The organism is Thermomonospora catenispora (genome assembly GCF_006363815.1).
Classification (GTDB): Bacteria; Actinomycetota; Actinomycetes; order Streptosporangiales; family Streptosporangiaceae; genus Thermomonospora; species Thermomonospora catenispora.
The window spans coordinates 52,477-78,487 of the sequence record NZ_RRYT01000016.1 but is presented as its reverse complement, the minus strand read 5'-3'; the positions used below and the strand labels follow the sequence as shown (position 1 = coordinate 78,487).

Below are 26,011 nucleotides of genomic sequence, written 5' to 3'. Positions count from 1 at the left end.
GCGCGGTCACGCGGGGACCTCCGCGCCGATGGCGGGCTCGGAGCCGCCCAGCAGCAGGTACAGGACCGCCATGCGGGCGCTGACGCCGTTGGCGACCTGCTCGGTGATGGTGGAGCGGGGCGAGTCGGCCACCTCGGCGGCGATCTCCACGCCCCGGTTCATCGGGCCCGGGTGCATGACGATGGCGTGCTCGGGCAGCTTGGCGAGCCGTTCGGCGTCCAGGCCGTACCGACGGCTGTATTCGCGAACGGTCGGGAAGTAGGCGGCGTTCATCCGCTCCCGCTGGACGCGCAGCATCATCACCACGTCGCTCTTGGGCAGCACCGCGTCCAGGTCGTAGGAGACCGAGCACGGCCAGGAGTCCACCGCCACCGGCAGCAGGGTGGGCGGGGCGACCAGCGTGACGTCGGCGCCGAGGGTGTTCAGCAACAGCACGTTGGAGCGTGCCACTCGGCTGTGCAGCACGTCCCCGACGATGGTGACCTTGCGGCCCTCCAGGTCGCCGAGCCGCCGGCGCATGGTGAACGCGTCCAGCAGCGCCTGGGTGGGGTGCTCGTGGGTGCCGTCCCCGGCGTTGATGACGCTGCCGCGCACCCAGCCGGCCAGCCGGTGCGGCGCCCCGGAGGCGCCGTGCCGGATCACCACGGCGTCGGCGCCCATGGCCTCCAGGGTCAGCGCGGTGTCCTTGAGGCTCTCCCCCTTGGACACGCTGGAGCCCTTGGCGGAGAAGTTGATCACGTCCGCCGACAGCCGCTTGGCGGCGGCCTCGAAGGAGATCCGGGTCCGGGTGGAGTCCTCGTAGAACAGGTTGACCACCGTGCGGCCGCGCAGCGTCGGCAGCTTCTTGATGGACCGGTCGGCGATCTGGGCGAGCTCCTCGGCGGTGTCCAGGACCAGCAGCGCGTCGTCCCTGCTCAGATCGGCCGCGGAGATGAGATGGCGCTTCATCGTCCGGCCCCCCTGTCCGCCGCGGGTCGGCGCGCCGGCCCGGGCGGCGGGGACGCCGCGGGGCCGAGCAGGACCGCATCCCGCCCGTCGTTCTCGGCCAGCAGCACCCGGACGGTCTCCCGCTTGGAGGTGGGCAGGTTCTTGCCCACGTAGTCGGCGCGGATGGGCAGCTCGCGATGGCCCCGATCGACCAGGATGGCCAGCTGCACCGCGCGGGGACGGCCCAGGTCGTTCAGGGCGTCCAGGGCGGCGCGCACGGTCCGGCCGGAGAACAGCACGTCGTCGACCAGGACCACGACGCGATCGTCGATGCCGCCCGCGGGCAGATCGGTGCGGCCCAGCGCCCGCGCCGGCCGCATCCGCAGGTCGTCGCGGTGCATCGTCACGTCGAGGGAGCCCCAGGGCACCGGCCTGCCCTCGACCTCCTCCAGCCGGGCGGCCAGCCGGCGGGCCAGGGTGACGCCGCGGGTCTGGATGCCGAGCAGGACGACGTCCTCCGCGCCCTTGGTGCGTTCGAGGATCTCGTGCGCGATGCGGGTGAGGGCGCGCCGGATGTCGGGGGCCTCCAGAACGGCCTTATGGCCTGCATCACCGTCGGCGCCCTCGGCCGGACGGGGGGCGGCCGGCTCCGCCGGCCGGAAGGCAGCGTTCACCGCCGAACCTCCTTTCCCGCCTCACGGGACGGGGTTAAAGGACGTTTTCGTCCCCCTCACGGTAGCAGCACGGCGGAGCCGGTCCGCCGGGGCCCGGACCGCGTCCTGCCTGGTGAGAGCACGATGAGAGCCCGGTGAGGGCCGGGTGGGGCCTGGTGAGAGTGGTCACACTGCGAAATCCGCGCATTCGCCCGCGAACGGGGGACGAGCCGGCGCCGAGGAGGGCGGGACCGGCCGTGGGAACCGGCGGGGAGAGGTCCCGTGGGAGCGCTCCCGCAGCTGGTGAGCGAGCCCCTGCGATCGCGCGGCGCCGAACGGTTCGACCGCTTTTTTCCAATCGGCTTGACCTTCGGCCCTCCCCGTTTTACGGTCACTGTCCGTAACCATCCCTGGAGACGGGTCCGGGGCGTTCGGTCCCGGGTCCCGCTCCCTGCGGGAGCGACCCGACCGCCGCTCCCCGGGGCCCGATTGACGATGATGAAAGTGAGCCTGGGGGGCCGCAACGATGCCGTCTGAATACGCAAAGGCTCTGGGCGCGCGGCTGCGCGCGATTCGCACCCAGCAGGGTCTGTCCCTGCACGGCGTGGAGGAGAAGTCCCGCGGCCGGTGGAAGGCCGTCGTGGTGGGTTCCTACGAGCGCGGTGACCGTGCGGTGACCGTGCAGAAGCTGGCCGAGCTCGCCGACTTCTACGGCGTTCCGGTGTCGGAACTGCTGCCGGGCGGCGCCTCGCCGAGTCCTCTGGGCCCCACTCCCAAGCTGGTGATCGACCTGGAGCGTCTGCAGCAGCTGCCCAAGGAGAAGGCCGGCCCCCTGGCCCGCTACGCCGCCACCATCCAAAGCCAGCGCGGCGACTACAACGGCAAGGTCTTGTCGATCCGCCAGGAGGACCTGCGCTCGCTGGCGGTGATCTACGACAAGTCCCCGAACGAGCTGACCGAGGAACTGATCAGCTGGGGCGTCCTCGATCCCGAGGCGCGCCGCGCCGTCGAGGCGTTCTGACCTCCGACCTCTTCGCCGCATCGCCGCCGCGTCCGCCCGAGGGCGGACGCGGCGGTCCGGTCTTGCGAGCGGGCGCGGGAGCCGGCGGGCCGCGCCCCTCCCCCTCCGCCCGGCGCCCCGGGACCCGGCGCAGGGCGGCGGCCCCGGTCAGGGCGCGTTCCGGCGCGACCCGCCCGGGCCGGAGGGCCGCCGTGGGGCCGCCAGGGCGAGCCCGATCGCGGCGACCATGGTCGCGGCGGCCGCGGCGAAGCCCAGCGTGAAGCCGCTCTCGGTCGGCGTTCCGCCGGGGTACGGGGCGGAGGCGGTGACGATCGCGGCGCTGGTCTGCGTGCCCAGGGACGCCCCGACGGTGCGGATCAGGGTGTTGACCCCGGTGGCCACTCCGGTCTGGCCGGCGGGGACGGCGGCGACCACCAGGTTGGCGACCGCCGCATAGGCCAGCCCGAGCCCGATGCCGCGGGCGATCCCGCCCGCGTACAGCTGCCACATGTGGTCGTGGGCGACCGCGACGTAGCCGTACCCGAGCAGCGTGAGCACCGCTCCGGCCAGCAACACCGCCCGCGAGCCGACCCGTGCGTCCAGCGCGCCCGCGGTGAACCCCGCCGCCGTCATCCCGACGCTGGCCGGCAGCTGCAGCAGGGCCGCCTGGGTGGCCGACCCCCCGAAGCCGAATCCGGTCGCGACGGGCGACTGCACCAGCAGGGGGAAGAGGATGCCCCCGGCCATGAGCGCGTACCCCGCCAGCATCGAGGCGACGTTGGCCGTCCACACCCCGCGCCGCCGCATCAGCCGCAGGTCCACCAGGGGTTCGGCCACGCGCGACTCCACCGCCAGCCAGCATCCCGCCAGGACGGCGGCCGACGCGCCCAGCCCCAGCACCCGGGGATCCCGCCATCCCCACGCGGGGAGCTGCGTCAACGCCGTCAGCCCGCACACCAGCCAGGCCGCGAACAGCGACGCCCCCCACCAGTCGATCCGGGCGTCCTTCTGCCGCTCCGTTTGTGGAACGATCCACCACGCCAGCGCCATCCCCGGCACCAGGCCCATCACCGGCACCCACAGCAGCCATCGCCAGCCGAACCAGTCGATGATCGGTCCGGCGATCACCCAGGACAGCGCCCCGCCCAGTCCCAGCATCGAGGACATCAGCCCCACCGCCGAGGCCGTGCGGTGCGGCGGATGCACCTGGCGGATGATCGTGTACGCCAGCGGGAACACTCCCCCGCCCACGCCCGCCAGCGCCCGTCCCGCCAGCATCACCGGGAGCGAGACGGCCAGCGCCGCGACGACCATCCCCGCGATCGTCGCCGCCAGCACCGCCAGCAGCACCGGCCGGGGCCCGAACAGGTCCCCCAGCCGTCCGATCACCGGCGTCCCCACCGCCGCCGACAGCGTCATCGCCGTCAACGCCCACGCCGCTCCCCCGGCCGTGGTCCCCAGTCCCTCCTGGATCAACGGCAGCGCCGGCGTCACCACCGCCATCGACAGCGAGTACGCCATCACCCCGAGGAACGCCAGCAGCGGCACGACGGACCGTTCTCGCCGCGTCTGCCCGCCTCCCGAACCCATGGCGCCCCAACGTTACTCCGACGCATCACCACGAACCCCACCCCCATCGGCCAGTCCCCCCTCACCCCCGCGAACCGGCCGCACCACCCGGAAGACGGCGCACGGAAGGCGCACCGGAGGGCACCGCGAAGGCGCGAAAGAGGGGCGGAGGGCGGGCGCACGGGACGGACGGAGGGCCCGTGGAAGGCGCGTGGCGGACGGGCGGGCGCACGGGAGGCGCTCGGAGGACGCACGGGAGGAGCGACGAGGCGCGGCGAGGCCGCGTCGGCGGAGTCGGCCGGTGGGGTCCGCGACTCCGCCGACGCGGCGGGGCGGCCGTCACCGGTCCGGGGAGGGTGACCCGGTGACGGCCCGGGGGAGGCGGATGCGCTCCGGCGAAGGGCGCTGGCGCGCGCCGGTCTGCCTCCACGGGGGTTGCCGGCGCCCGGCCGCCCTGGACGGGCGGCGGGCAGGCCGTGAGACGGCGTCCGGTCAGCCGGCCTCGGGGACGGGAAGAGTGGGCTGGCCCGGGATGCCCAGCGTGTCCTCGACCAGTGAGACGAAGATCTCGGCGTCGTGCAGCAGCTCGTCGGCCTCCCGTCGGGTCACGGCCCGGGGAAGGCCGGCCTCCGCGGCGGCGCGCTTGTCGGCGCCGGCGGCGAAGAAGGCGGCCCACTCGCGCAGCGCCGGGTCGGCCTCGGGGAGCAGCACCCAGACGCTGCGGGGACGCCCACGGCGGTGGGTCCGCAGGGGTTCGTGGGCGGCCAGCACGGCCGCGGCGGCGCGCAGCGCGGCCAGGTGGGCGGACACGAACCGCACGGCCGGCGAGGTGGCCTCGGCGGCCTCGGCCAGGCACATGCGGGCGGCGTGGAGTTGGCCGAGGGCGGTGCGGCCGGTGCGGGCCCGGGCGGGCCGGGGACGGGGCGCAGGCACGGAACGGACCTCGCCGTCGACATCGGTGCGGACTGTGCGTCGGGCGGTCGTCGATCCGGACATTCGCCTCTCCTTCCGGCTTCGGGCCGGTCGGGCGGAGGGCTTCCCCTCACTCCGCCCGACCGTCACGTTCCGCCGGCCGGTTCGCGCTGCCCCCGGCGGGACGTGTGCCCCGCGACGCGGGCCGTGAGCCCCGCGCCATCTCGAACATAAGTTCGACACACCTCAGTAAACAACCCTCGGCAGGATTCGTCAATACGTTCGAACACCTTCCGCATCCCGCGTCACCCGGGCCGGCGCGCCCCGCGCCGGACACGCCTCGCCCACGCCTCGCCCGCTCCTCGCCCACGCCCCGGGCGCGCTTCCGGCACGGCGACGGGGCCGGCCTCATCGCCCGGGCCCGAAGGCCCCTCCGCTCAGGACCTCACCCGGGCCGCCGGACGTAGACCGGCACGCCCGTCCCCACCAGATCGGGGAACACCTCGGCGACGTTCATCGGCAACCGCACGCATCCGTGCGAGGCCGGGTACCGCGGGACGCTGAGCGCGCCGTGGAAGGCGATGCCGCCGTTGAAGTAGATCGGGTTGTACAGCCGCCCCAGCGGCGAGGTCTCCCATCCCGACACCCGGCGCCCGGTCCGGAAGTTCCCCGTCGGGGTGACCGCATAGCGGCAGCGCGGCGCGGCGCCGGGGACGTCCCGCGAGCAGAACAGCTCCCCCGAGCCGGAGGAGATGTGGGAGATCAGCACCGGCCTGCCGCCCTTGTAGACGACCAGGTACTGGCGGCGCAGATCCACATCCACCCGGTCGGGCTCCCGGGAGCCGGCCACGGGACGGGGCGAGGCGGGACGGTCCAGGGCCTGCCACACCTTGCGGCCCACGGTGCCGGACACCTTGAGCCGGTTGACCTTCTGGAAGGCCCACACCGCCATCTGCGTGGTCATGCCGTACCGCCCGTCGACGGGCCCCGGCGCGTATCCGAGCTCCTTCAGACGCCGCTGCAGGACCTTGACGTCCTCGCCCTCGGCCCCGGGCTTGAGCGTGGGCCGGGGCGTCGGGGTGGGGGAGGGCGCGCCGGTCGCCGAGGGCGCGGGAGAGGCCGGAGGCCGGTCCCGCCCCGCCGCCGTGGTGGCGGCCGGCTGCGAGCATCCCGGCAGCGCCAGGACCCCGCCCGCGGCCACGATCGCACCGATCCGCACCCTCGTCCTCATATGCAACCTCCCACCGGCAGCGTTCCCTTTATGGACGGTCGTTCCATCCACCGGGTTCGGGGCGCGGAGGGCTTTAGGGTGCTCGACATGCATCCCAACACCGAGAAGGTGGCCGCCGCGCTCAAGGAGCGCGGCGCCGCCGGCGAGATCATCGAACTGCCCGAGGCCGCCCCCACCGCCGAGGCCGCCGCGCGCCAGCTCGGCTGCCCGGTGGGGGCCATCGCCAACAGCCTGATCTTCGACGCCGACGGCGCGCCGCTGCTGGTGCTGACCAGCGGCGCGCACCGGGTGGACACGGCCAAGGTCGCCGCGCTGGTGGGCGCACGGCGGGTGCGGCGGGCCACTCCCGAGTTCGTCCGCGAGGCCACCGGTCAGCCCATCGGCGGCGTCGCCCCGGTCGGGCACCCCTCCCCCATCCGCACGCTGGTGGACACCTGGCTGGAGAGGCACGAGACGGTGTGGGCGGCCGGCGGGCATCCGCACACCGTCTTCCCCACCTCCTACGCCGAGCTGCTGCGCATCACCGGGGGAACGCCCGCCGACGTGGGCGCCTGAGCGGGAAGAATCGAGACCATGGAGATCTGGCACAATCCGCGCTGCTCCAAGAGCCGCGCCGCCAAGGCCGCCCTCGACGAGGCCGGCGTGAGCTACACCGAACGCCGTTACCTGGACGATCCGCCGAGCGCGGAGGAGCTGGAGAAGGTGCTGACCGCCATCGGCGCCGAGCCCTGGGAGATCGCCCGGCTGAACGAGCCCGTCGCCAAGGAGCTCGGCCTGAAGGACCTGGAACGCGACCGTGCGCGGTGGATCGAGCTGATGGTGGAGCACCCGGTGCTCATCCAACGGCCGATCATCGTCACCGACGGCGGCCGGGCGGTGGTGGCGCGGGACGCCGACGCGATCCGCAGCGCCCTCGACAGCGCCTGACCGGCGGTGTGATCCTGGGACCGACCGTTCGGCACCGCATCGGAGCGGCGATGAGCAGCATGCGCACCGGCCCCGCCGCGCGCGACCCGCAGTTCCGCGGCATCGATCCGGCCGCGCTGGGCCAGCTGATCCGGCAGATGCACGACGCGGACAAGGCGATCATGGGCTGGCTGGCCGCGCACCCGCCGCCGGCGGGGGTGTCGGCCGAGGGGCACCGCCGGGCCCAGGAGGTCGCCGTCTGGGTGGCCGAGCAGCTCAGCATGCTGCATCGGCGGCACAACTACGCGATCACCCGCCCGGACCCGGCGGGCGGCGTCCGCCCGGGGCCGACGCCGCCGCCCCGGTCGCCGACGCCGCGAACGGGCGGCGACCGGGGCGCCGGGAACGGGCCGCGGCCGGTGGCCGTCCCGCCGAAGGCGCCGTCCGCCCCGCGCCTCACCCCGCACGGGGCGGGCCCGGACCTGGGCGCGTTCCCCGATCAGCGGAGCGCGCACAAGGCGGCCCGTTCCGACGCGCTGGCCGTCGCCCGGGCCGAACGGGCCGGCGGGCCGCTCCCCGAGGGGGTGTGGCGGCGGCTGGAGCAGAACGCCGGCGACCCCGACTACACCGCCGAGCTGTACGAGCGGCTCGGCCCCGCCGGGACGGCCGCGTTGATCCGCCGGGCCGCGGGAGAGGAGGCCCGGCTGGAGGCGCTGAGCGGGTCGCTGGGCACCGCCAGCTTCCACCTGGGCATGAACACCGTCTGGCTGAGGACGCTGCTGACCGAGTCGCAGCGGCTCGGGGTGCGGGACACGGCCGAGGCGGTGCTGCTGCGCGCCGACATGAGCCCGCGGACCGACCAGGCGCTGGCCCGGCTGGGGGTGCTCTCCGGGGCAGGATGCCCGACCCCGGCGGGGAGGACGTCGTGAGCCCGCCGCCCCCGGGCACCCTGCAGGCCCCGATCGACGCGGTCGCCGCCGCCCAGCTCCCGCCGGGAGAGGTGCCCAACCCCGACTACGCCCGGCTGTACCACGCCTACCGGGACGCCTACGGCAGCATCGACCGGCTGCGGCGGGCGCTGGACCCGCCGGCCCGCACGCTGGCCGAGACCGACGCCTGGCTGGGCCCGGAGGCCCGCGCCTGGGGCGGCCGGCTGGAGGAGAACCGGCGGATGCTGCACCGGGCGGCGGATCGGATCCTGATCGATCTGCACGCCGCCCTGGTGGCCACGCCCCGGACGATCCGACGGGTCTAATCTGGCCGAGTGAACGACCCTGAACCCGCCAAGCTGCGCGAGGTGGACCGGCGGGGATTCACCCGGCGGCTCTCTCCGATCCTGGACATCTACGCCGCGGCGATGAGCCCACCGCCCGATCAGCTGCCCGGGCGACGGGCCATCATGGAGCGGCACGCCCAGTACCCGCGGTTCCGGGCCCTGCTGGCCGAGACCCGCCGTCCGCTCCGGTGGGGCGGCGTGCTCCAGGGCTTCGCCTACGGCTTCCACGGGGAGCCCGGCCAGTGGTGGCACGACGTCGTGCACCGGGCGCTCACCGAGAAGGGCGGGTCCGCGCACGCCGAGGAGTGGCTGGGCGACAGCTTCGAGGTCGCCGAGCTGCACGTGCACCCGGAGCACCAACGGCACGGGGTGGGCCGGGCGCTGCTGCTCGCCCTGTGCGCGGGCCGGACGGAGCGGACCGTGGTGCTGTCCACGCTGGACCGCAGGCCCGACACCCCCGCCCGACGGCTGTACCGGTCGGTGGGCATGGTCGACCTGCTGACGGAGTTCACCTTCCCCGGCGGGGGGCCGCGCTACGCGGTGATGGGGGCGCGGCTCCCGCTGAAGGGCGGCTCAGCCGACCACTGAGGCCGGGCTGCCGGAGGCCGCGCCGCCCAGGGCGTCCACGTCCAGCATCCGATACACCTCACGGGTCGCGGTGGACTTGTTGAAGGTGATGAAGTGGATGCCCGGCGCGTCCTGCTCCAGCAGCTCCCGGCACAGCCCGGCGGCGTGCTCGATGCCGAGCCGGCGGACCGCCTCGGGGTCGTCGCCGACCGCCTCGAACCTGGCCGCCAGCTCCGGCGGGAACGGGGCGCCCGACAGCTGTTCGGAGCGCTCGATGGTGGACAGCTGGGTGACGGGCATGATGCCGGGGATGATCGGCACGTCGCAGCCGTGGGCGGCGACCCGGTCGCGCAGCCGGAAGTAGTCCTCGGCGCGGAAGAACATCTGGGTGATGGCGTAGTCCGCGCCGGCCCGGCACTTGGCCACGAAGTGCCGGGTGTCGCTGTCGATGTCGGGCGAGCGCGGGTGCTTGTAGGGAAAGGCCGCCACGCCCACGCAGAAGTCCCCGGCGGAGCGGATCAGGCGGACCAGGTCCGCGGCGTACTCGACCCCTTCGGGGTGCTTGACCCACTCCCCCATCGGGTCGCCGGGCGGGTCGCCGCGCAGCGCGAGGATGTTGCGGACCCCGACGGAGGCGAACCGGCCGATCAGGTGGCGCAGCTCGGCGACCGAGTGGTTGACGGCGGTGCAGTGCGCCACCGGGGTCAAGGTGGTGTCGGTGGCGATCCGCTCGACGATGTCGACGGTCTTGTCACGGGTGCCGCCGCCGGCGCCGTAGGTCACCGAGACGAACGTCGGCCGCAGCGCCTCCAGCTCCCGGATGGTGCGCCACAGGTTCCGCTCCCCCGCCTCGGTCTTGGGCGGGAAGAACTCGAACGAGAACGACTTGCCCCCGGCCGCGAGCAGCTCGCGGATCGTGGGGGCGCGACCAGGAAGCACGGAAGGCATCCCCTTAGATTAGTGGGTCCCCTTCCGGCCGGTCTCCGACGAGCCGCCCGGCAGGCCCAGCAGCGCGGCGCCCGCCGCCAGCGCCGCCAGGCACGCCGCCGGGCTGATCGGCAGGGGCGCCATCGCCGTGCGCCGCAGGGCGAACACCTCGCCGAACCCGACCGCCGAGAACCCCAGCACGCCCAGCACGCACAGCGCGATCCCGGCCGCATCGCGCAGCGGCCCGTGGGAGCGCGGCGCGGGCGGGCGCGGCCGGTCGGCTCCGCGGAACACCGCCACCAGCGCGGCGGTCGCCGCGGTCAGCATCGCCAGCCACAGCGGCCGGGACAGCCACCAGGCCGGGCTCCCCACCGCGGGCCAGGGCAGGCCCAGGCCGAGCTGCACCGCGCTCAGCAGGAACAGCGCGGTCAGGTGCCACAGGAACGCGGTCATCGCCATCCCGTTCGCCGCGATCACCGCGATCCAGACGCGGGGGCGGGCGAGCAGCCGGGCGACCGGCCCGCGCACCAGCATGGTCAGGCCCACCAGCCACAGGGCGTGCGCGAGCAGCGCCAGGGTCGGCGGGGCCATGTTGGAGACCGGCGCGCCCGGCATCCCCACCATGGACACCGGATAGGGCCCCCAGGCGATCAGCGCGAGCATCGCGGTCAGGCCGCCTCCGGCCAGGGCCGCCGCGGCGCGCCGCCCCAGCCGCCCCTCGGCGTGGAAGAAGCCGAGCTGGTGCACCGCCAGCCAGACCAGCAGCAGGTTCAGCGGCGCGACGGCGGCGAGACCGCCGGCGAACCTGAGCAGGTCGACGACCACCACGCCCGCGCCCAGCGCCGCCGGCACCGCCGCGCCGCAGGCGCGGTGCAGCCGCCACATCGGCGGGGCGAAGGCCACCATCGCCAGATAGACCCCGACGAACCACAGCGGCTGGGCGACGGTCCGGACGGCGAGCCCGAGCGTCCCCTCGTCGCGTCCGGTCGTCTCCAGGAGCAGGGCGATCAGCAGCCAGACGCCGATGAACACGGCGGTCGGGGTCAGCAGCCGGGCCGCCCGCCTCCGGAGGAATTCGCCGTACCGGGGTCGCCGCCGCAGGACCATGGCATGGGAGAAACCGCCCACGAAAAAGAACACCGGCATCACTTGCAGCAGCCAGGTGAGGGGCTGCAACGACGGCAGCATCGCCAGCGCGTTTCCGGGCCGGACGGATCCGTCCGGCCCGGCCAGCGGCACCGCCATCAGCCAATGCCCGAACACCACGACGGCCAGGGAGAAGACCCGGAGGAAATCGACGTACCGATCGCGGTCGGCGGGGGTGCGCGCGGCCAGTTCCGCGGCCGTGGTAAATCGGTTACCGCTGCAAGTTGTGGACTGTTCGGCGTTAACGCTCATAATGTGATGATCGGCGGTGCCGGGACGCCTGCGCATGAGCTGGGGTGCTCAGTCCCGCCTGGGTAGGAGTACCTGAGTGGGGGGTCCACTAGGGTGATCGACATGTCCGCTGGCCGTGTACGCAAGGAGATCGACGACGCCCTGCTGGCGTTCGTCGACCGGCAGCGCCCCGGGGTGCTGGAGATCAGTGGCGACCTGGCTCCGCTGCTGTCGGCGCTGGACGCGCTGCTGGCCGGCGGAAAGCGGCTGCGGCCGGCGTTCTGCTATTGGGGCTGGCGGGCGGCCGGCGGCGAGGACATCGAGGCCTGCCGCGGCATCGCCACCGCCGCCGCGTCCCTGGAGCTGTTGCAGGCCAGCGCGCTGATCCACGACGACGTGATGGACGCCAGCGACACCCGCCGCGGCCAGCCCTCGGTGCACCGCCGCTTCGAGGCGACCCACCGCGAGCACGGATGGCGGGGCGCCGCCGGGTCGTTCGGGGAGGGGGCCGCGATCCTGCTCGGCGACCTGTGCCTGGCCTGGTCGGCGGAGATGTTCGACACCAGCGGGCTGGACGCCGAGGCGCTGCGCCGCGGCCGCCGGGTGTTCGACCTGATGCGCACCGAGGTGATCTGCGGGCAGTACCTGGACATGCTGGAGAGCGCGCGGGCCACCGGACGGGTGGAGGCGGCGCTGACGGTGGTGGAGTTCAAGTCCGCCAAGTACACCATCGAGCGTCCGCTGCACATGGGCGCCGAGCTGGCCGGCGCCGGTCCCGAGGTGGTGGCGTCCCTGCGCGCCTACGGACTGCCGCTGGGCACCGCCTTCCAGCTCCGCGACGACGTGCTCGGGGTGTTCGGCGACCCCGCCGAGACCGGCAAGCCCGCCGGCGACGACCTGCGCGAGGGCAAGCGCACCGTGCTGATCGCCTTCACGCTGGAACGGGCCACACCCGCCCAGGCCGAGCTGGTCGAGCGGCGGCTGGGCGATCCCGAGCTGGACGCCGCCGGCGTCGACGAGCTGCGCACCATCATCGAGGAGACCGGCGCCCTGAGCGCCTGCGAGAAGCTGATCGACCGGTACACCGACCAGGCCCGCGAAGCGCTGGCCGTCGCCCCCATCGCCTCCGACGCGCGCGACGCCCTGGCCGACCTCGCCGTGGCGGCCACCGTCCGCAGGGGTTGATCGACAGGGGTTGATCGATACGCCGGGCCGCCCGCGCCGCGCACTGGTACAAAGAGACGATCTCGCAGCTTCTCCCCCCGGAGGTCTCTCGTGCTGCCGGAGACGGTTCCGCTGTGCCCCGGCGACCCGCGCCGGCTGGGCGGTTACACGTTGCTGGGGCGGCTGGGCGAGGGCCGGCGAGGGGTCGCCTTCCTCGGCCGGGGCCGCGACGGCGAGCTGGTCGTGGTGAAGCTGCTGCGCGGGGGCCGGGCGGCCGGGCCGCGGGCGCGCAGCAGGTTCGCCCGGGAGGCGGAGGCGGCGCGGCAGATCACCGGTCCGCACACGGCGCGGGTGCTGGCCGCCCGGGCGATCGGAGACCGGCCGTACCTCATCAGCGAGTACGTGCGGGGGCCGTCGCTGCAGCAGGTGGTGACCGAGCGCGGGCCGTTGCCGGAGGAGCGGCTGCAGCGGGTGGCGCTGCGCACGGCGCGGGCGCTGGCGGCGATCCATCGTGCGGGGGTGGTGCACCGCGATCTCACGCCGGGGAACGTGCTGCTGGCCAAGGGCGGCGCCAAGGTGATCGGGGTGGGCGTCGCCTCGCTGCCGGACGGCGCCGCGACCGCCGCCGCACCGGCCGGCTCCCCTGCTTATCTGGCGCCCGAGCAGATCGAGGACGAACCGGTGGGCCCGCCCGCCGACGTGTTCGCCTGGGGCGCGACCATGGTGTTCGCGGCGACCGGGCGCCCGCCGTTCGGCACCGGGCCGGACGCGGCGGTGATGCGCCGGGTGACCTCCCGCCGGCCGGATCTGGGCGACCTGCGCGGGCCGCTGCGCGACCTGGTGGCGGCCTGTCTGGACAAGAACCCCGCCGCCCGGCCCACCGCTCCGCAGCTGGTGCGGGCGTTGCGGGAGGGTCGTCCGCCGAAGCCCAAGCCGCGACCGGAGCGGATCCCGCCCTACCGGTGGCGGATGATGGTGGCGCTGGCCGTGGTGGTGGCGGTGGGCTTCACCATAGGAGTGCTGCTGCCCGGCGGCTGACCGCCGGGCAGCGGGCCGTCACCAGTGCGGGGGACGTTCCTCGAGCAGCCGCGAGTCGTCGTCGCGCCACTCGCCCCACCGGCTCTCGGTGTCGTCGCTCGTCTGATCGGGCAGGATCTCGAGCTCGTCGTCGACCAGGTCGACGGGGCGTTCCTCGTCAGGGCTGATCGTCATGCGCCCATTGTCCCATCGCCGCGCCGGACCGCGCTGCGCACGCCGTCACATCGGCGGCGCCTCCCGGAGCCGGCGCGCCAGCTCGGCGGCGGCGGCTCCGGGGTCGGCGGCCTCGGTGATCGCCCGGACCACCACCACCCGGCGGGCTCCGGCGGCCAGCACCCGGTCGAGGTTGCCGCCGTCGATCCCGCCGATCGCGAACCAGGGCCGGCCGGTCCGCAACCCGGCGGTGTACTCCACCAGCTTCAGCCCCGCCGCCGGCCGCCCCGGCTTGGTGGGCGTGGCCCACACCGGCCCGGTGCAGAAGTAGTCCACGCCGGGCTGGGCGGCGGCCGCGGACGCCTGCTCGTCGGAGTGGGTGGACCGGCCGATCAGCACGTCCTCTCCCACGATGGCGCGGGCGTGCTCCACCGGCAGGTCGCCCTGGCCCAGGTGCAGCACGTCCGCCCCGACCGCGTAGGCCACGTCGGCGCGGTCGTTGACCGCCAACAGCGCCCCGTGCCGATCGCAGGCGTCCCGGAAGACCTCCAGATACTCCATCTCCCGGCGGGCCTCCAGGCCCTTCTGGCGGAGCTGGACGATGTCCACGCCCGCCCCGAGCACGGCGTCGAGGAACTCCGGCAGATCGCCCTGCCGTTCCCTGGCGTCGGTGCACAGGTACAGGCGCGCCCGCTCCAGCCGGGTCCGCAACGCGACCGCACGTTCGGACAACAGATGCTTCGACAACGAGGGGTGCCTTTCCAGACCGCTTCGGACCGCTCGGACGCGCAGTGAGCGGTCGGTCAGAACGCCAGCGCCTGAGCGCGGCGTCGGATCTCGGTGCCCCGGTTCTCCAGCAGCGCCTGCACCGGGGTGCCGGGGATGGTGTCGTCAGCGGTGAACAGCCACCGGAGCGCCTCCACACTGTCATAGCCGGCGTCCGCCAGCAGCGTCAGGGTGCCCGGAAGCCCCTTGACCACCCGGCCGTCCCGGATGAACGCCGCCGGCACCATGAGGGTCCCGTTGCGGTGGACCCCCACCAGCTTGTGATCGCGGATGAGCTGCTTGGTCCGCTTGATGCTGAGGCCGAGCCGCTCGGCCGCCTCCTGCAGCGTGAGCCACTCCCCGACGAGGGCGTCGGTCGTCGCGTCGAGGCCGCTTTCACCTGGGGCTTGCATCTGCATCACGCCACCTGGCCTACCACGTCCACACCTTTTTGAAACCCTCAGCTGATCATCGCTTTGCGCAACGGGACGGCCGGGTCGCCGAGGGCGTCGACGTCCACCGGGGAGCCCGCGGCGATGATCCGGCGGGCCTGCACCAGATCGCGCGGACGGTCGACGGTCACGATCGCCTCCAGGCGGTCGCCGGTGACCCAGCACGCGGCCCACCGGGGGTCGGCGGCGGGGTCGCCGCGATAGATCAGCCGCTCGGCGGCCCGATGGTGCCCGGCGTACTGCACCATCCGGCCGAACTGTTCGGACCAGAAGTAGGGGACGGCGTCGTAGACGGCGTCCTGACCGAGCAGGGCCGCGGCGGCGACCTCGGGGGCGTGGAGGGCGGTGTCCCAGTGCTCGACCAGCATCCGCCGGCCGTACCGGCGCGACCACCAGGCGGCGCAGTCGCCGACCGCCACCACGCCGGGCGCGCTGGTCCGCATCGACTCGTCGACCAGCACCCCGCCGTCGACCTCGACGCCCGAGCCCGCCAGCCAGCCCGTCTCGGGGCGCACCCCGACGCCGACCACCACCTCGTCGGCCTCGATGCGCCCGCCGTCGGCGAGGGCGAGGCCGCCGTGCTCGACGGCGGCGACCTCGACCCCGGTCAGCAGACGCACCCCGGCCTGGGCGTACCAGGGAGCGGTGTGCGCGCCGATCCGCGCGCCGACCGCGCCGGCCAGGGGGGCGTCGGCGGCTTCGACCACGGTGACGGCGCAGCCCTTGGCCGCGGCGGCGGTGGCGACCTCGGCGCCGATCCAGCCCGCCCCGACGATCGCGATCCGCGCGCCGGCGCGCAGGCGCTCCCGCAGCCGCCGGGCGTCGTCGATGGTCCGCAGCACGTGCTGGGGGCCGTCGCCGGGCAGCGTGATCGGCGCCGCCCCGGTGGCGATGACCAGCCCGTCGAAGGGCAGCTCTCCGGCCGTGGTGCGCAGCGTGCCGCCGCCGGCGGACGCGAGCTCCAGACCGGTGGCGCGTTCGCCGAGCCGCAGCTCGCAGCGCAGCGCGTCCCAGTCGGCGTCGACGGTGGTGTCGTCGGCGTCGCCCAGCAGGACCGCCTTGGACAGCGGAGGCCGGTCGTAGGGGCGATGCGGCTCCGCCGACACCAGCGTGAGCCCTCCCTCATAGCCCTTGGCGCGCAGGGCCTCGACCGAGCGGACTCCGGCCAGCCCACCGCCCACCACGATGACGCGATCCATGGACGCACACCCTAGTGCCCGGCCCTCCACCGGACCGCAACGGGATCTGACCGGCGAACCCGTACGGAGCGGGATCGATCCGGGCAGCTTAGGCTAGAGGTGACGAACGCGGGAGTCCGGTGCGACCGGGCTGAGAGGGCGGCTGAACGGGCCGCCGACCGCCACCACCTGATCCGGATCATGCCGGCGAAGGGAGCATGCCGATGCCGACCTCGACGAACGCCCCCGACCTGCTGATCATCGGGGCGGGGGTGATCGGGCTGGCCACCGCCTGGCGGGTGGCCCGCCGCGGCCTCGCCGTGACGGTGCTGGACCCCGCCCCCGCCGGCGGCGCCTCCCGGGTGGCGGCGGGGATGCTGACCCCGGTCAGCGAGCTGACCTACGGCGAGGAGCCGCTGCTGCACCTGGGGATCGCCTCACGGGACCGCTATCCCGCGTTCGTGGCGGAGCTGGAGGAGGTCTCCGGGCGGCGCACCGGATATCGCCGGGACGGGATCCTGGAGATCGCGTTCGACTCCGACGATCTGGCGTTCCTGGAGGACCTGCGGCGTTTCCGGCAGTCGCTGGGCGTCCCGGCCGAGGCGCTGTCGGGGCGCGAGTGCCGGCGGCTGGAGCCGATGCTGGCGCCCTCGGTGCGCGGCGGACTGCTGGCCCCCGAGGACGGCTCGATCGATCCGCGGCGGCTGACCGCGGCGCTGCTGACGGCGGCGGAGCGGACCGGCGTGCGGATGGACCGGCGGCGCGCGGCGGGCCTGGTCGTGGAACGCGACATCGCCGTCGGCGTGCGGCTCGACGACGGGACCGTGCTGCGGGCGGAGAAGATCCTGCTGGCGGCCGGCGCGCACAGCGGCGATCTGGACGGCCTGCCCGACGGGGCGGTCCCCCAGGTGCGCCCGGTCAAGGGACAGGTGATCCGGCTGCGCACCGCGACCCCGTTCCTGGGGCGCAGCACCCGCGGCGTGGTGCGGGGCTCGTCGATCTACGTGGTGCCCCGCGACGACGGAGAGGTCGTGGTGGGCGCCACCCAGGAGGAGATGGGCTTCGACACCACCGTCACCGCGGGGGGCGTGTGGCAGCTGCTGCGCGACGCCCGCGAACTGCTCCCGGGCATCACCGAGCTGGAGTTCGCCGAGGTGTCGGCGGGGCTGCGGCCGGGGTCGCCGGACAACGCGCCGGCGCTGGGGCCGAGCCCCCTGCCGGGGCTGTTCCTGGCCGTCGGCCACTTCCGCAACGGCGTGCTGCTGACCCCGGTGACGGCGGACGCGATGACGGAGATCCTGGTGGACGGCACCGTTCCGGAGGTCGCCGTGCCGTTCGCCCCCGACAGGTTCGCAGAGGAGGCCAGGGCGTGAAGGTGGAGGCCAGGGCGTGAAGGTGATCGTCAACGGAGAGCCGCGGGAGCTGCCGGAGGGCACCACCGTGGCCGCCGTGGTGGAGTCGATCAGCCCGGCCGCGACCGGGATCGCGGTCGCGGTCAACGACGAGGTGGTCGGCCGGGCGGCGTGGACCGGGACGACGGTGCGGGACGGCGACCGGGTCGAGGTGCTGACCGCCGTGCAGGGAGGATGACATGGCCGCGACCGATCCGACCGGCGACACCGATCCGCTGGTCATCGCCGGGGAGACGTTCGGCTCCCGGCTGATCATGGGCACCGGGGGAGCGCCCAGCATGCACGTGCTGGAGGAGGCGCTGGTCGCCTCGGGCACCGAGCTGACCACGGTGGCGATGCGGCGGGTGGACCCCTCGGCCCGCGGCTCGGTGCTGGACGTGCTGCGCCGCCGCGGGATCAGGGTGCTGCCCAACACGGCCGGCTGCTTCACCGCCGGGGAGGCGGTGCTGACCGCCAAGCTGGCCCGCGAGGCGCTGGGCACCGACTGGATCAAGCTGGAGGTGATCGCCGACGAGCGCACCCTGCTGCCCGACCCGGTGGAGCTGCTGGACGCGGCCGAGCAGCTGGTGGACGCCGGGTTCACGGTGCTGCCGTACACCAACGACGATCCGGTGCTGGCGCGGCGGCTGGAGCAGGTCGGCTGCGCCGCGGTGATGCCGCTGGGCTCCCCCATCGGGTCGGGGCTGGGCATCCGCAACCCGCACAACATCGAGCTGATCGTCGAGCAGGCCGAGGTCCCGGTGATCCTGGACGCCGGGGTGGGCACCGCCAGCGACGCGGCGCTGGCGATGGAGCTGGGGTGCGACGCGGTGCTGCTGGCCACCGCGGTGACCCGGGCGCAGTCCCCGGTCGCGATGGCGACGGCGATGCGGCACGCGGTGCAGGCGGGGAGGCTGGCCCGCCGGGCGGGGCGGATCCCCAAGCGCCGCTACGCGCAGGCGTCCTCGCCGTGGGAGGGGATCGGCACATCGTGACCGCGCGACTTCACGGCGCGATCGTCGGCCTCGTCATTCCGCAGTGTGATGAGGCTTCGGCCGAATCGCCCGTAGACTCCCTGTGATGGACACGACGGTTGCCGATCCTCTCGTCGGGCAGGTGCTCGACGGGCGCTACCGCGTGGAGTCCCGGATCGCCCGAGGTGGCATGGCCACGGTGTACGTGGCCCGCGACATCAAGCTCGATCGGCGGATCGCGCTGAAGGTGATGCACGCCAACCTCGCCCAGGACGAGGACTTCGTGCGGCGTTTCATCGGCGAGGCGAAGGCGGCCGCGGCCCTGTCGCACCCCAACGTGGTGGCGGTCTACGACCAGGGCACCGACGGCCAGCACGTATTCCTGGCGATGGAGTACGTGCGGGGCAGGACGCTGCGTGCGCTGCTGACCGAGCGGGGTCGGCTGGGCCCGCGCGAGGCGCTGGGATTCATGCAGCCGATCCTGGCGGCGTTGGCCGCCGCGCACCGGGCCGGTCTGGTGCATCGCGACGTCAAGCCCGAGAACGTGCTGCTCACCGAGGAGGGCCAGGTCAAGGTCGCCGACTTCGGCCTGGCCCGGGCCGAGACGGCGGGCAAGCAGACCAAGACCGGGCTGATCATCGGGACGGTCGGTTATCTGGCGCCCGAGCAGGTGCTGACCGGGCACGCCGACGTGCGCTCCGACGTCTACGCGGCCGGGATCATGCTGTTCGAGCTGCTCACCGGTCGGCAGCCGCACACCGGCGACACCCCGCTGGCGGTGGCCTACAAGCACGTCAACGACGTGGTGCCGCCGCCGTCCAGCGCGGTGCCCGGCCTGCCGTCGCAGCTGGACACCCTGGTCACCCTGGCGACCAGCCGCGACCCGGCGCGCCGGCCGCAGGACGCGGGCGCCTTCCTGGCGGCGGTCTCCGACGTGGTCGCCGCGCTGCCGCCGGACATCGACGAACGGCTGGCCGAGGCGGCGCCGGCCCAGGAGGCCGCCTCGGTGCTGCCCATGGCGTCCCCGCCGGCCGCCGCGCCCCCGGCACCGGCCGCGCCCCCGGGGCCGCCGGGGTCGCACACCCGCGTGCTGAGCGCCGAGACGCTGCCTCCGGTCGTCCCCGGGCAGCATCCCCCGCCCCCGGCCGCACCGCCTCCGCCCCCCGGCCCGATGGAGCGGGTGCTCAACACGGTCACCAGCCGGTACGTGCTGATCGCGATCGGCGCGCTGGCGGCGGTGATCCTCGGCTGGGCGGTCTGGTACCAGGTGGCCGGTCAGTACGAGCGGGTCCCCGAGCAGATCGTCGGGATGAAGCTGGAGGACGCCAAGCGGCTGCTGGCCGAGAACGGGCTGGTGGTGCGGACCGGTCCGTCCGCCTACAGCGACAAGGTGCCCAAGGGGCACGTCGTCACCTCGGACCCGGGCCCGGGCCAGCGCGTCGAGGCGGGCGGGGTCGTCACGCTCACCCTGTCCAAGGGCAAGGAGCCGATCCCGGTGCCCGACACCGCGGGCAAGTCGCTGGAGGAGGCCCGGAAGATCCTCCAGGACGCCGGCTTCACCCCCGGCGAGGTGATCCGGGAGTCCTCGCAGACCATCCCCAAGGACCAGGTGATCCGCACCGCGCCCAAGGCCGGCAAGAAGGTCTCCCCGGACCAGCCGGTCGACATCGTGGTCAGCTCCGGCATGGAGATGCCGAACCTGGTGAACGTGAACGCCGAGCAGGCCGCCAACCAGCTCCGGGCGATGGGGCTGGAGGTCAAGATCGAAGAGCGCGACCTGCCGGACCAGCCGCGGGACGTGGTGCTGGAGCAGAACCCGCCGCCCGGCACCGGCGTGTCGCGCGGCGACCAGGTGACGCTGGTCGTCAACAAGAAGGACTGCATCCTCGCCCCCATCAACCCGTTCTGCCACGAGAACGAGGGCGGCCCGGACGCCCTGCCGGTGCCGACCGTGCTCGGCCAGGACGTCAAGGCGGCCGTGCAGGCGCTGCGCGGCGCCGGCTTCGACGTCGAGGTGATCCGGCAGCTGGGCACCGGACGGGTCATCCGCCAGGAGCCCGGCCCGAACGGCACCGCTCCGCGCGGCCACAAGGTCAAGATCTGGCACTGAGCGGCGCTCGAGGGCGACGCGCGCGGCCCCGTCACCGGTCGAGGCGACGGGGCCGCACTACGCTGAGGACGCTATGAGCGCTGTGGACCGCCCCATCGGGGGCCATGTTCCGGTCGCCGGCGGCCCGGCCACCGGCGGGCTGAAGTACGCCGAGCAGATCGGCGCGGAGGTCGTCCAGATCTTCGTCTCCAACCCCCGGGGGTGGGCGCTGCCCGAGGGCAGGCCCGAGGAGGACGAGAAGCTGCGCGCCAGCGGCGTCCCCGTCTTCGTGCACGCCAACTATCTGATCAACGTGGGCTCCCCCACCGCGGAGACGCTGGAGAGGTCCCTGGCCGCCGTCCGCCACGCACTGCGGCGCGGCCGCGACGTCGGCGCCGGCGGCGTGGTGATCCACACCGGATCGGCGGTCACCCGTTCCAAGGACGACGCCCTCCGCCAGGTCCACGAGCGTCTGCTCCCCGTCCTGGAGGAGATCCCCGACGACGGGCCCGCGCTGCTGCTCGAGCCCATGGCGGGCCAGCAGAACATGCTCTGCGCCACCGTCGACCAGCTCGGCCCCTACTTCGACGCCCTCGAGCACCATCCCAAGCTCGGCGTCTGTCTCGACACCTGCCACGCCTGGGCCGCCGGTCACGACCTGACCGCCGAGAAGGGCGTCCACGAGATGCTGCGACTGCTGGTGGAGACCGTGGGCCCCGGACGGCTCAAGCTCGTCCACGCCAACGACTCCAAGGACCCCTGCGGCTCCCGCCGCGACCGCCACGAGAACATCGGCGCCGGCCATATCGGCGAGTCGCCGTTCGCCGCCCTCCTCCACCACCCCGCCACCGAGGGCGTTCCGTTCGTCATCGAGACCCCCGGCCGGTCCGCCGAGCCGCACCGCCGGGACGTGGAGGCCCTCAAGCGCCTCCGCGACGCCCCGCCGCCCTCCGACGGGACCGGCCCCGGGCGTCCCCGCCCGCGGGAGGCGTGAAAGAGACGGGGGCGGCCCGCCCCGGGCGCCGGGGATCGGTGCGGGCGACCGCCCGCACCGGCCCGGAACGCGCTCGGGCGCCGCTGAACAACCCCCCGACTGTCCAGCGGCGCCCGAGCCTCCGGCCATCGGATCCCACCCCCCCGGTACGGGATCCGGCGGCGTGACCCGGGGCGGCGGAGCTGACCGCGATCGTGCCCGGGTCTCCGGTGTCGTCTTGTGAGCCGGTGCGACGTACAGAACGCTAGGCGCTCGGAGCGCTCCGCGGGGGTTCCGCGGGAACGCCCTCGACCAACGGTACGCATCCGTCGCCTTACGCACAGTAGTCAATCGACGGGCGGGCGATCGGGTGCGACGAGCGGTTCAGCGCGGCTGCAGCGGCGGGGCCTCCCGGTGGAAGCTGCGCACCAGCAGGTCCCGGACCCGGCGCGCATGGCGCCGGCTGACCTGCAGGACGTCGTCGCCGACCTGAACGGCGACCCGGCCGGCGTCGAAGCGCAGCTCGGTGATGTGCGCGGCCGACACCAGCGTGCTGCGGTGGATCCGGATGAACCCCATCGGCTCCCAGCGGCGGGCCAGCGACGCCAGGGGCATGCGGACCAGGTAGCTGCCGTCGGCGGTGTGCAGCCGGACGTAGTCGCCGTGCGCCTCGACGTACCGCACCGCGTTGCGGGAGATCATCCGGGTGCGGCCGCCCAGCTCGACGGGGATCAGCTCATCAGGGGGCGGCGCGACCGGCCCTCCCTCGGCGGCGGGCGGCGCGGGCGTGCGGCGGACCGCCTCCTCGACCCGCCGCACGGCCTCGGCGATCCGCTGCGGACGCACCGGCTTGAGCACATAGTCCACGGCGCCCACCTCGTAGGCCGCGACCGCGCCGTCCTCGCAGGCGGTCACGAAGACGACCGCGGGGGGCCGGGCGAAGCCGCGCAGCAGCCGGGTGAAGTCCAGGCCGTCCAGGCCGCCCAGACCGGACATCCGGATGTCGCAGAACACCGCGTCGAACCGACTGCCGGCGGCCACCCTGCATCCCAGGTCGCGCAGCGCGGCGGCCGCGTCGCCGGCGACGGAGACCTCCGCGATCCGGGGGTCGGCCCGCAGCAGGCGCGCCAATTCCTCGACCGCGGCGACGTCGTCATCGACCGCGAGCACTCGTAGCATGACAGGACCATGCCCCCAATTACTGTCCGTCCGCAATCGATTCCGCAATGCGATCATCGTGCGGCGGACGGGCGGGCGTCCGGGGGCGGGCGTCACAGGGGCGGGGCCTCGCCCTCCTCCTCCTGGTAGGAGTAGCGCTGCTCGCGCCAGGGATCGGCGATGTTGTGGTAGCCGCGCTCCTCCCAGAACCCGCGGCGGTCCTTGATGAGGTACTCCACTCCCCGCGCCCACTTGACGCTCTTCCAGGCGTACAGGTGCGGCACCACCAGGCGGACGGGGAAGCCGTGCTCGGGGGTGAGCCGCTCGCCGTTGCGGTACAGGGCGAACATCGTCGCCTCGGCGAGGAAGTCCGACATGCGGATGTTGGCGCTGTAGCCGTACTCCGCCCACACCATCACATGGGTGGCGTCGGGGTGCGGCGGCGCCAGCTCCACGATCGTGGACCCGGCGACCCCCTCCCAGTGGTTGTCGGGGACGGTGAACTTGGTGACGCAGTGGAAATCGGCGACCGCCTCGGTGCGCGGGAGGCGTTCGAACTCCTCCCAGGTCCAGATGTGCTGCTCGCCGGACGCGGTGGCCCCGAACACCTGGAAGGACCAGGTCTCGGGACGGAACTTGGGCACCGGGCCGTAGTGCAGGACGGGCCAGCCACGAGGGACGTACTGTCCGGGCGGCAGGACCTTGCGCTCTGGGGGCTGTTCCGATGGGGAGGACATGACGGGCTCATCCTGCCATCTCCGTGACGTGAGCCATACCGCGCCCCCTTCCCCCACCGGAGAGGTCGGATGGTCTACGCTTGTTCCCATGCGCAACGCCTTCTTCGGCTTTTATGACCGGCCCGGGACACGGGTGGCGGTCCATTCGGCGTTGCGCTGACGAACCGCACCGAGGCCCCGGGCAATCCACCGCCCGGGGTTTTTTCGTGTGGTCGGCTTCCACAGCGGCACGGAACAACCGAGGAGAACAGCATGGTCGTGGTGATGGGCCCGGAGGCCACCGAGGCGGATATCGCAGCCGTCGTCTCCACCGTTGAGACGGCCGGCGGGGAGGCCTTCGTCAGCCGGGGGGTGGCCCGGACGATCGTCGGCCTGGTCGGGGACGTCGACCAGTTCGGCTCGTTGAACCTGCGCGGCATGCCCGGGGTGCGCGACGTCATCCGCATCTCGGCGCCCTACAAGCTGGTCAGCCGGGAGAACCACCCCGAGCGCTCGGTGGTGCGGGTCGGCGGCGTGCCGATCGGCCCGGGCACCATGACCCTGATCGCCGGCCCCTGCGCCGTGGAGACCCCCGACCAGACCCTGCAGGCCGCCCAGATGGCCAAGGCCGCCGGCGCCACCCTGCTGCGCGGCGGCGCGTTCAAGCCGCGCACCTCCCCCTACGCCTTCCAGGGGCTGGGCGAGCGGGGCCTGAAGATCCTGGCCGACGTGCGCGCCGAGACCGGGCTGCCGGTCGTCACCGAGGTGGTGGACGCCCACGATGTGGAGCTGGTCGCCTCCTACGCCGACATGCTGCAGATCGGCACCCGCAACGCGCAGAACTTCTCGCTGCTGCAGGCCGTCGGGGAGGTCGGCAAGCCGGTGCTGCTCAAGCGCGGCATGAGCGGCACCATCGAGGAGTGGCTGATGGCCGCCGAGTACATCGCCCAGCGCGGCAACCTGGACATCGTGCTGTGCGAGCGGGGCATCCGCACCTTCGAGAGGGCCACTCGCAACACCCTGGACATCTCGGCGGTGCCGGTGGCGCAGCAGCTGTCGCACCTGCCGGTGATCGTGGACCCCTCGCACTCGGGCGGGCGGCGCGACCTGGTGCTGCCGCTGACCCGGGCGGCGATCGCGGTCGGCGCGGACGGCGTGATCGTCGACGTGCACCCGCACCCGGAGAGCGCGTTGTGCGACGGGGCGCAGGCTCTGGTGGACGGAGACCTGCGGGAGCTGGCCCGGCTGGTGAGGGAGCTGCCGCCGGTGTTCGGCCGTTCCCTCACCGAGTCGGCCGATGCGCTGGCGACCGCCGGCTGAGCCCTCGGACGGACGCGACGGGCTCGGAGCGGCGCGGCCGTCTCGGGGAGGCGGGCCGGACGACCGGGCGAGAGGGCATCGTCCGGCCCGCGCCGCACGACGTCCCGCACGACGTCCCGCATGACGCCCCGCACGACGTCCTGCATGGCGTCCCGCGCGACGCGGCGTCGTGGGGTAAAGTTCCGGTCATGGCGTACTGGACCGCGCAGCTCGGGCCTCCGCGCTCCTGACCGGGGCGCGATCTGGTCCCATCGACGTCCACGGCCCGGCGCGGCATGCGCCCGGCCGCGATCAGGCGCGCCCCGAACCGGATCTCTCCCGTCGGTTCGAGTTCAGGAGCGTCTTGCGTGTCCACACGCCTCATCGAGTCCACTGATCCGGCCGCGCGCGGCCGACGCCCGACCGGCAGCGCGCTCATCCTGCTGGCCGCCTCCGTCTGGGGGACGACCGGCACCGTTCAGACCCTGGCCCCCGCCGGCGCCGACCCGGTCTCCGTCGGCGCCGCCCGCATCGTGCTGGGCGGGGCCGTCCTGCTGGCCCTGGCGGCGTTCACCGGCAACGGCGAGGGGCTGCGGCGGCTGGTGTCCCATCGCCGCAGCCGATGGGCGCTGGCGCTGGGCGCGGTGTGCGTCGCGGTGTACCAGACCGCCTTCTTCGCCGCGGTGGCCCGCACCGGGGTCGCCACCGGCACCATCGTCACGATCGGCAGCTCGCCCGCGTTCGCCGGGCTGATCGCCGTCCTCACCGGAGGGGCGCGGCCCACCCTGCGCTGGGGGGCGGCCACCGCCTGCGCGGTGGCCGGGTGCGCCGCGCTGATCGGCGGCGGCCGGTCGGCGGGCGTGGAGCCCCTGGGAGTGGCCCTGGCCCTGCTGTCGGGACTGGCGTACGCGTCGTACGCCACCGTCGCCGCGCGGCTCATCGGCCGGGGCGAGAGCAGCCCGGCGGTGACGGGCGCGCTGTTCGGCGCGGCGGCGGTGATGCTGCTGCCGGTGCTGCTGGGCTCCTCGCCGGGCTGGGCGCTGACCCCCTCGGGGGCGCTGGTCGCCGGCTATCTGGGGGTCGTCACGACCTCCGGGGGCTATCTGCTGTACGCCCGGGGCCTGCGCACCACGCCGGTGACGGTGGCGACCACGTTGACGCTGGCCGAGCCCGCGGTCGCCGCGCTGCTGGGACTGCTGGTGCTGGGCGAGCGGCTCGGCGGCGTCGCATGGGCGGGTCTGGCGGCGCTGGCGGCGGGATTGCTGCTGCTCATCGCAGGCGAACGGCGACGCTGAGCGACCGGGGTGCCGCGGGCG

At 74.2% G+C, this 26,011-nt stretch carries 28 protein-coding genes; 15 read left to right on the top strand and 13 right to left on the bottom strand.

The window, feature by feature from the left end; genetic code table 11:
* Positions 1 to 6: 6 nt before the first annotated feature.
* The gene (locus EIO00_RS14385; protein ID WP_140179166.1) at positions 7 to 948 is read right to left on the bottom strand and encodes an aspartate carbamoyltransferase catalytic subunit; all 942 of its coding nucleotides are present in this window, start codon (positions 946 to 948) and stop codon (positions 7 to 9) included.
* Positions 945 to 1,601, bottom strand: a complete 657-nt coding sequence (gene pyrR, locus EIO00_RS14380) for a bifunctional pyr operon transcriptional regulator/uracil phosphoribosyltransferase PyrR (protein WP_140179164.1) — start codon at positions 1,599 to 1,601, stop codon at positions 945 to 947. Before pyrR ends, EIO00_RS14385 begins: the two co-directional genes overlap by 4 nt.
* Positions 1,602 to 2,106: 505 nt before the next feature.
* On the opposite strand from pyrR, the gene bldD reads away from it, so the two are divergent.
* Entirely contained in the window at positions 2,107 to 2,601 is a 495-nt protein-coding gene (gene bldD / locus EIO00_RS14375; RefSeq protein WP_140179162.1) for a transcriptional regulator BldD, read from the top strand.
* Positions 2,602 to 2,748: 147 nt separating this feature from the next.
* Here bldD and EIO00_RS14370 read toward each other — a convergent pair whose 3' ends face one another.
* The 3 genes from EIO00_RS14370 to EIO00_RS14360 form a co-directional block, all read right to left on the bottom strand.
* Complete coding sequence (locus EIO00_RS14370; protein WP_140179160.1) at positions 2,749 to 4,170, bottom strand: MFS transporter; 1,422 nt, start codon at positions 4,168 to 4,170, stop codon at positions 2,749 to 2,751.
* A 471-nt stretch (positions 4,171 to 4,641) separates the two neighbouring features.
* Positions 4,642 to 5,082 carry an SAV_6107 family HEPN domain-containing protein gene (locus EIO00_RS14365; protein WP_140179159.1) on the bottom strand — a complete coding sequence of 147 codons (441 nt, stop codon included), beginning with the start codon at positions 5,080 to 5,082 and terminating at the stop codon, positions 4,642 to 4,644.
* Between the two features lie 424 nt (positions 5,083 to 5,506).
* Positions 5,507 to 6,292 carry a L,D-transpeptidase family protein gene (locus EIO00_RS14360; RefSeq protein WP_140179157.1) on the bottom strand — a complete coding sequence of 262 codons (786 nt, stop codon included), beginning with the start codon at positions 6,290 to 6,292 and terminating at the stop codon, positions 5,507 to 5,509.
* 87 nt (positions 6,293 to 6,379) lie between these two features.
* Here EIO00_RS14360 and EIO00_RS14355 point away from each other — a divergent pair, with 87 nt between their 5' ends.
* The 5 genes from EIO00_RS14355 to EIO00_RS14335 are packed head-to-tail and all read left to right on the top strand — an operon-like array spanning position 6,380 to position 9,062.
* Positions 6,380 to 6,847, top strand: a complete 468-nt coding sequence (locus tag EIO00_RS14355; protein WP_140179155.1) for a YbaK/EbsC family protein — start codon at positions 6,380 to 6,382, stop codon at positions 6,845 to 6,847.
* 18 nt (positions 6,848 to 6,865) lie between these two features.
* A complete protein-coding gene (locus tag EIO00_RS14350; RefSeq protein ID WP_140179153.1) occupies positions 6,866 to 7,219 on the top strand; it encodes an arsenate reductase family protein in 354 nt (117 codons plus the stop codon).
* A 50-nt stretch (positions 7,220 to 7,269) separates the two neighbouring features.
* Positions 7,270 to 8,127 carry a hypothetical protein gene (locus EIO00_RS14345; RefSeq protein WP_140179151.1) on the top strand — a complete coding sequence of 286 codons (858 nt, stop codon included), beginning with the start codon at positions 7,270 to 7,272 and terminating at the stop codon, positions 8,125 to 8,127.
* Positions 8,124 to 8,453: a hypothetical protein gene (locus EIO00_RS14340; protein ID WP_140179149.1), complete on the top strand. Its 330-nt coding sequence runs from the start codon at positions 8,124 to 8,126 to the stop codon at positions 8,451 to 8,453. Before EIO00_RS14345 ends, EIO00_RS14340 begins: the two co-directional genes overlap by 4 nt.
* 9 nt (positions 8,454 to 8,462) lie before the next feature.
* A complete protein-coding gene (locus EIO00_RS14335) occupies positions 8,463 to 9,062 on the top strand; it encodes a GNAT family N-acetyltransferase (protein ID WP_241661352.1) in 600 nt (199 codons plus the stop codon).
* Here EIO00_RS14335 and metF read toward each other — a convergent pair.
* Positions 9,048 to 9,989 carry a methylenetetrahydrofolate reductase [NAD(P)H] gene (gene metF, locus EIO00_RS14330; protein WP_140179147.1) on the bottom strand — a complete coding sequence of 314 codons (942 nt, stop codon included), beginning with the start codon at positions 9,987 to 9,989 and terminating at the stop codon, positions 9,048 to 9,050. The genes EIO00_RS14335 and metF overlap by 15 nt on opposite strands.
* A 9-nt stretch (positions 9,990 to 9,998) precedes the next feature.
* Positions 9,999 to 11,366 carry an acyltransferase family protein gene (locus EIO00_RS14325; protein ID WP_140179145.1) on the bottom strand — a complete coding sequence of 456 codons (1,368 nt, stop codon included), beginning with the start codon at positions 11,364 to 11,366 and terminating at the stop codon, positions 9,999 to 10,001.
* A 102-nt stretch (positions 11,367 to 11,468) separates the two neighbouring features.
* Between EIO00_RS14325 and EIO00_RS14320 the strand changes: the two genes are divergently transcribed.
* A complete protein-coding gene (locus tag EIO00_RS14320; RefSeq protein ID WP_140179143.1) occupies positions 11,469 to 12,530 on the top strand; it encodes a polyprenyl synthetase family protein in 1,062 nt (353 codons plus the stop codon).
* 90 nt (positions 12,531 to 12,620) lie between these two features.
* A complete protein-coding gene (locus EIO00_RS14315) occupies positions 12,621 to 13,547 on the top strand; it encodes a serine/threonine-protein kinase (RefSeq protein ID WP_140179141.1) in 927 nt (308 codons plus the stop codon).
* Between the two features lie 18 nt (positions 13,548 to 13,565).
* Here the strand turns inward: EIO00_RS14315 and EIO00_RS24545 are convergent, their stop codons facing one another.
* The 4 genes from EIO00_RS24545 to EIO00_RS14300 form a co-directional block, all read right to left on the bottom strand.
* On the bottom strand, positions 13,566 to 13,721 hold the full coding sequence (locus tag EIO00_RS24545) for a hypothetical protein (protein WP_175596226.1): 156 nt from the start codon (positions 13,719 to 13,721) through the stop codon (positions 13,566 to 13,568).
* A gap of 45 nt (positions 13,722 to 13,766) precedes the next feature.
* Complete coding sequence (thiE, locus tag EIO00_RS14310; protein ID WP_241661356.1) at positions 13,767 to 14,411, bottom strand: thiamine phosphate synthase; 645 nt, start codon at positions 14,409 to 14,411, stop codon at positions 13,767 to 13,769.
* 92 nt (positions 14,412 to 14,503) lie between these two features.
* Positions 14,504 to 14,878 carry an Rv2175c family DNA-binding protein gene (locus EIO00_RS14305; protein WP_140179230.1) on the bottom strand — a complete coding sequence of 125 codons (375 nt, stop codon included), beginning with the start codon at positions 14,876 to 14,878 and terminating at the stop codon, positions 14,504 to 14,506.
* Positions 14,879 to 14,925: 47 nt separating this feature from the next.
* Positions 14,926 to 16,116 (bottom strand): NAD(P)/FAD-dependent oxidoreductase, encoded by a 1,191-nt coding sequence (locus tag EIO00_RS14300; protein WP_140179137.1) that lies wholly within the window; start codon positions 16,114 to 16,116, stop codon positions 14,926 to 14,928.
* 203 nt (positions 16,117 to 16,319) lie between these two features.
* Here EIO00_RS14300 and thiO point away from each other — a divergent pair, with 203 nt between their 5' ends.
* The 5 genes from thiO to EIO00_RS14275 all read left to right on the top strand — a co-directional run bounded on the left by thiO (position 16,320) and on the right by EIO00_RS14275 (position 21,543).
* Positions 16,320 to 17,468 carry a glycine oxidase ThiO gene (gene thiO / locus EIO00_RS14295; protein ID WP_206664140.1) on the top strand — a complete coding sequence of 383 codons (1,149 nt, stop codon included), beginning with the start codon at positions 16,320 to 16,322 and terminating at the stop codon, positions 17,466 to 17,468.
* Between the two features lie 16 nt (positions 17,469 to 17,484).
* Positions 17,485 to 17,685: a sulfur carrier protein ThiS gene (gene thiS, locus EIO00_RS14290; RefSeq protein WP_140179133.1), complete on the top strand. Its 201-nt coding sequence runs from the start codon at positions 17,485 to 17,487 to the stop codon at positions 17,683 to 17,685.
* Position 17,686: 1 nt separating this feature from the next.
* On the top strand, positions 17,687 to 18,481 hold the full coding sequence (locus tag EIO00_RS14285) for a thiazole synthase (RefSeq protein ID WP_140179131.1): 795 nt from the start codon (positions 17,687 to 17,689) through the stop codon (positions 18,479 to 18,481).
* Positions 18,482 to 18,566: 85 nt separating this feature from the next.
* A complete protein-coding gene (gene pknB / locus EIO00_RS14280; RefSeq protein ID WP_140179129.1) occupies positions 18,567 to 20,570 on the top strand; it encodes a Stk1 family PASTA domain-containing Ser/Thr kinase in 2,004 nt (667 codons plus the stop codon).
* Positions 20,571 to 20,643: 73 nt separating this feature from the next.
* A complete protein-coding gene (locus EIO00_RS14275) occupies positions 20,644 to 21,543 on the top strand; it encodes a deoxyribonuclease IV (RefSeq protein WP_140179127.1) in 900 nt (299 codons plus the stop codon).
* 363 nt (positions 21,544 to 21,906) lie between these two features.
* Here the strand turns inward: EIO00_RS14275 and EIO00_RS14270 are convergent, their stop codons facing one another.
* The gene (locus EIO00_RS14270; RefSeq protein ID WP_140179125.1) at positions 21,907 to 22,701 is read right to left on the bottom strand and encodes a LytR/AlgR family response regulator transcription factor; all 795 of its coding nucleotides are present in this window, start codon (positions 22,699 to 22,701) and stop codon (positions 21,907 to 21,909) included.
* Between the two features lie 92 nt (positions 22,702 to 22,793).
* Positions 22,794 to 23,417 (bottom strand): sulfite oxidase-like oxidoreductase, encoded by a 624-nt coding sequence (locus EIO00_RS14265; protein WP_140179123.1) that lies wholly within the window; start codon positions 23,415 to 23,417, stop codon positions 22,794 to 22,796.
* 252 nt (positions 23,418 to 23,669) lie between these two features.
* Here EIO00_RS14265 and aroF point away from each other — a divergent pair, with 252 nt between their 5' ends.
* Both aroF and EIO00_RS14255 read left to right on the top strand, forming a co-directional pair.
* Positions 23,670 to 24,716 carry a 3-deoxy-7-phosphoheptulonate synthase gene (aroF, locus tag EIO00_RS14260; protein WP_140179121.1) on the top strand — a complete coding sequence of 349 codons (1,047 nt, stop codon included), beginning with the start codon at positions 23,670 to 23,672 and terminating at the stop codon, positions 24,714 to 24,716.
* A 347-nt stretch (positions 24,717 to 25,063) separates the two neighbouring features.
* On the top strand, positions 25,064 to 25,990 hold the full coding sequence (locus tag EIO00_RS14255) for an EamA family transporter (protein WP_241661351.1): 927 nt from the start codon (positions 25,064 to 25,066) through the stop codon (positions 25,988 to 25,990).
* The last annotated feature ends 21 nt before the right edge of the window (positions 25,991 to 26,011 follow it).

Excerpts from the sequence above, each read along its gene's own strand:
- EIO00_RS14385 (WP_140179166.1), bottom strand. The coding sequence starts at position 948 with ATGAAGCGCCATCTCATCTCCGCGGCCGATCTGAGCAGGGACGACGCG.
- bldD (WP_140179162.1), top strand. The coding sequence starts at position 2,107 with ATGCCGTCTGAATACGCAAAGGCTCTGGGCGCGCGGCTGCGCGCGATT.
- EIO00_RS14370 (WP_140179160.1), bottom strand. The coding sequence starts at position 4,170 with ATGGGTTCGGGAGGCGGGCAGACGCGGCGAGAACGGTCCGTCGTGCCG.
- EIO00_RS14360 (WP_140179157.1), bottom strand. The coding sequence starts at position 6,292 with ATGAGGACGAGGGTGCGGATCGGTGCGATCGTGGCCGCGGGCGGGGTC.
- EIO00_RS14355 (WP_140179155.1), top strand. The coding sequence starts at position 6,380 with ATGCATCCCAACACCGAGAAGGTGGCCGCCGCGCTCAAGGAGCGCGGC.
- EIO00_RS14350 (WP_140179153.1), top strand. The coding sequence starts at position 6,866 with ATGGAGATCTGGCACAATCCGCGCTGCTCCAAGAGCCGCGCCGCCAAG.
- EIO00_RS14345 (WP_140179151.1), top strand. The coding sequence starts at position 7,270 with ATGAGCAGCATGCGCACCGGCCCCGCCGCGCGCGACCCGCAGTTCCGC.
- metF (WP_140179147.1), bottom strand. The coding sequence starts at position 9,989 with ATGCCTTCCGTGCTTCCTGGTCGCGCCCCCACGATCCGCGAGCTGCTC.
- EIO00_RS14325 (WP_140179145.1), bottom strand. The coding sequence starts at position 11,366 with ATGAGCGTTAACGCCGAACAGTCCACAACTTGCAGCGGTAACCGATTT.
- EIO00_RS14320 (WP_140179143.1), top strand. The coding sequence starts at position 11,469 with ATGTCCGCTGGCCGTGTACGCAAGGAGATCGACGACGCCCTGCTGGCG.
- EIO00_RS24545 (WP_175596226.1), bottom strand. The coding sequence starts at position 13,721 with ATGACGATCAGCCCTGACGAGGAACGCCCCGTCGACCTGGTCGACGAC.
- EIO00_RS14305 (WP_140179230.1), bottom strand. The coding sequence starts at position 14,878 with ATGCAAGCCCCAGGTGAAAGCGGCCTCGACGCGACGACCGACGCCCTC.
- EIO00_RS14300 (WP_140179137.1), bottom strand. The coding sequence starts at position 16,116 with ATGGATCGCGTCATCGTGGTGGGCGGTGGGCTGGCCGGAGTCCGCTCG.
- thiO (WP_206664140.1), top strand. The coding sequence starts at position 16,320 with ATGCCGACCTCGACGAACGCCCCCGACCTGCTGATCATCGGGGCGGGG.
- EIO00_RS14285 (WP_140179131.1), top strand. The coding sequence starts at position 17,687 with ATGGCCGCGACCGATCCGACCGGCGACACCGATCCGCTGGTCATCGCC.
- pknB (WP_140179129.1), top strand. The coding sequence starts at position 18,567 with ATGGACACGACGGTTGCCGATCCTCTCGTCGGGCAGGTGCTCGACGGG.
- EIO00_RS14275 (WP_140179127.1), top strand. The coding sequence starts at position 20,644 with ATGAGCGCTGTGGACCGCCCCATCGGGGGCCATGTTCCGGTCGCCGGC.
- EIO00_RS14270 (WP_140179125.1), bottom strand. The coding sequence starts at position 22,701 with ATGCTACGAGTGCTCGCGGTCGATGACGACGTCGCCGCGGTCGAGGAA.
- EIO00_RS14265 (WP_140179123.1), bottom strand. The coding sequence starts at position 23,417 with ATGTCCTCCCCATCGGAACAGCCCCCAGAGCGCAAGGTCCTGCCGCCC.
- aroF (WP_140179121.1), top strand. The coding sequence starts at position 23,670 with ATGGTCGTGGTGATGGGCCCGGAGGCCACCGAGGCGGATATCGCAGCC.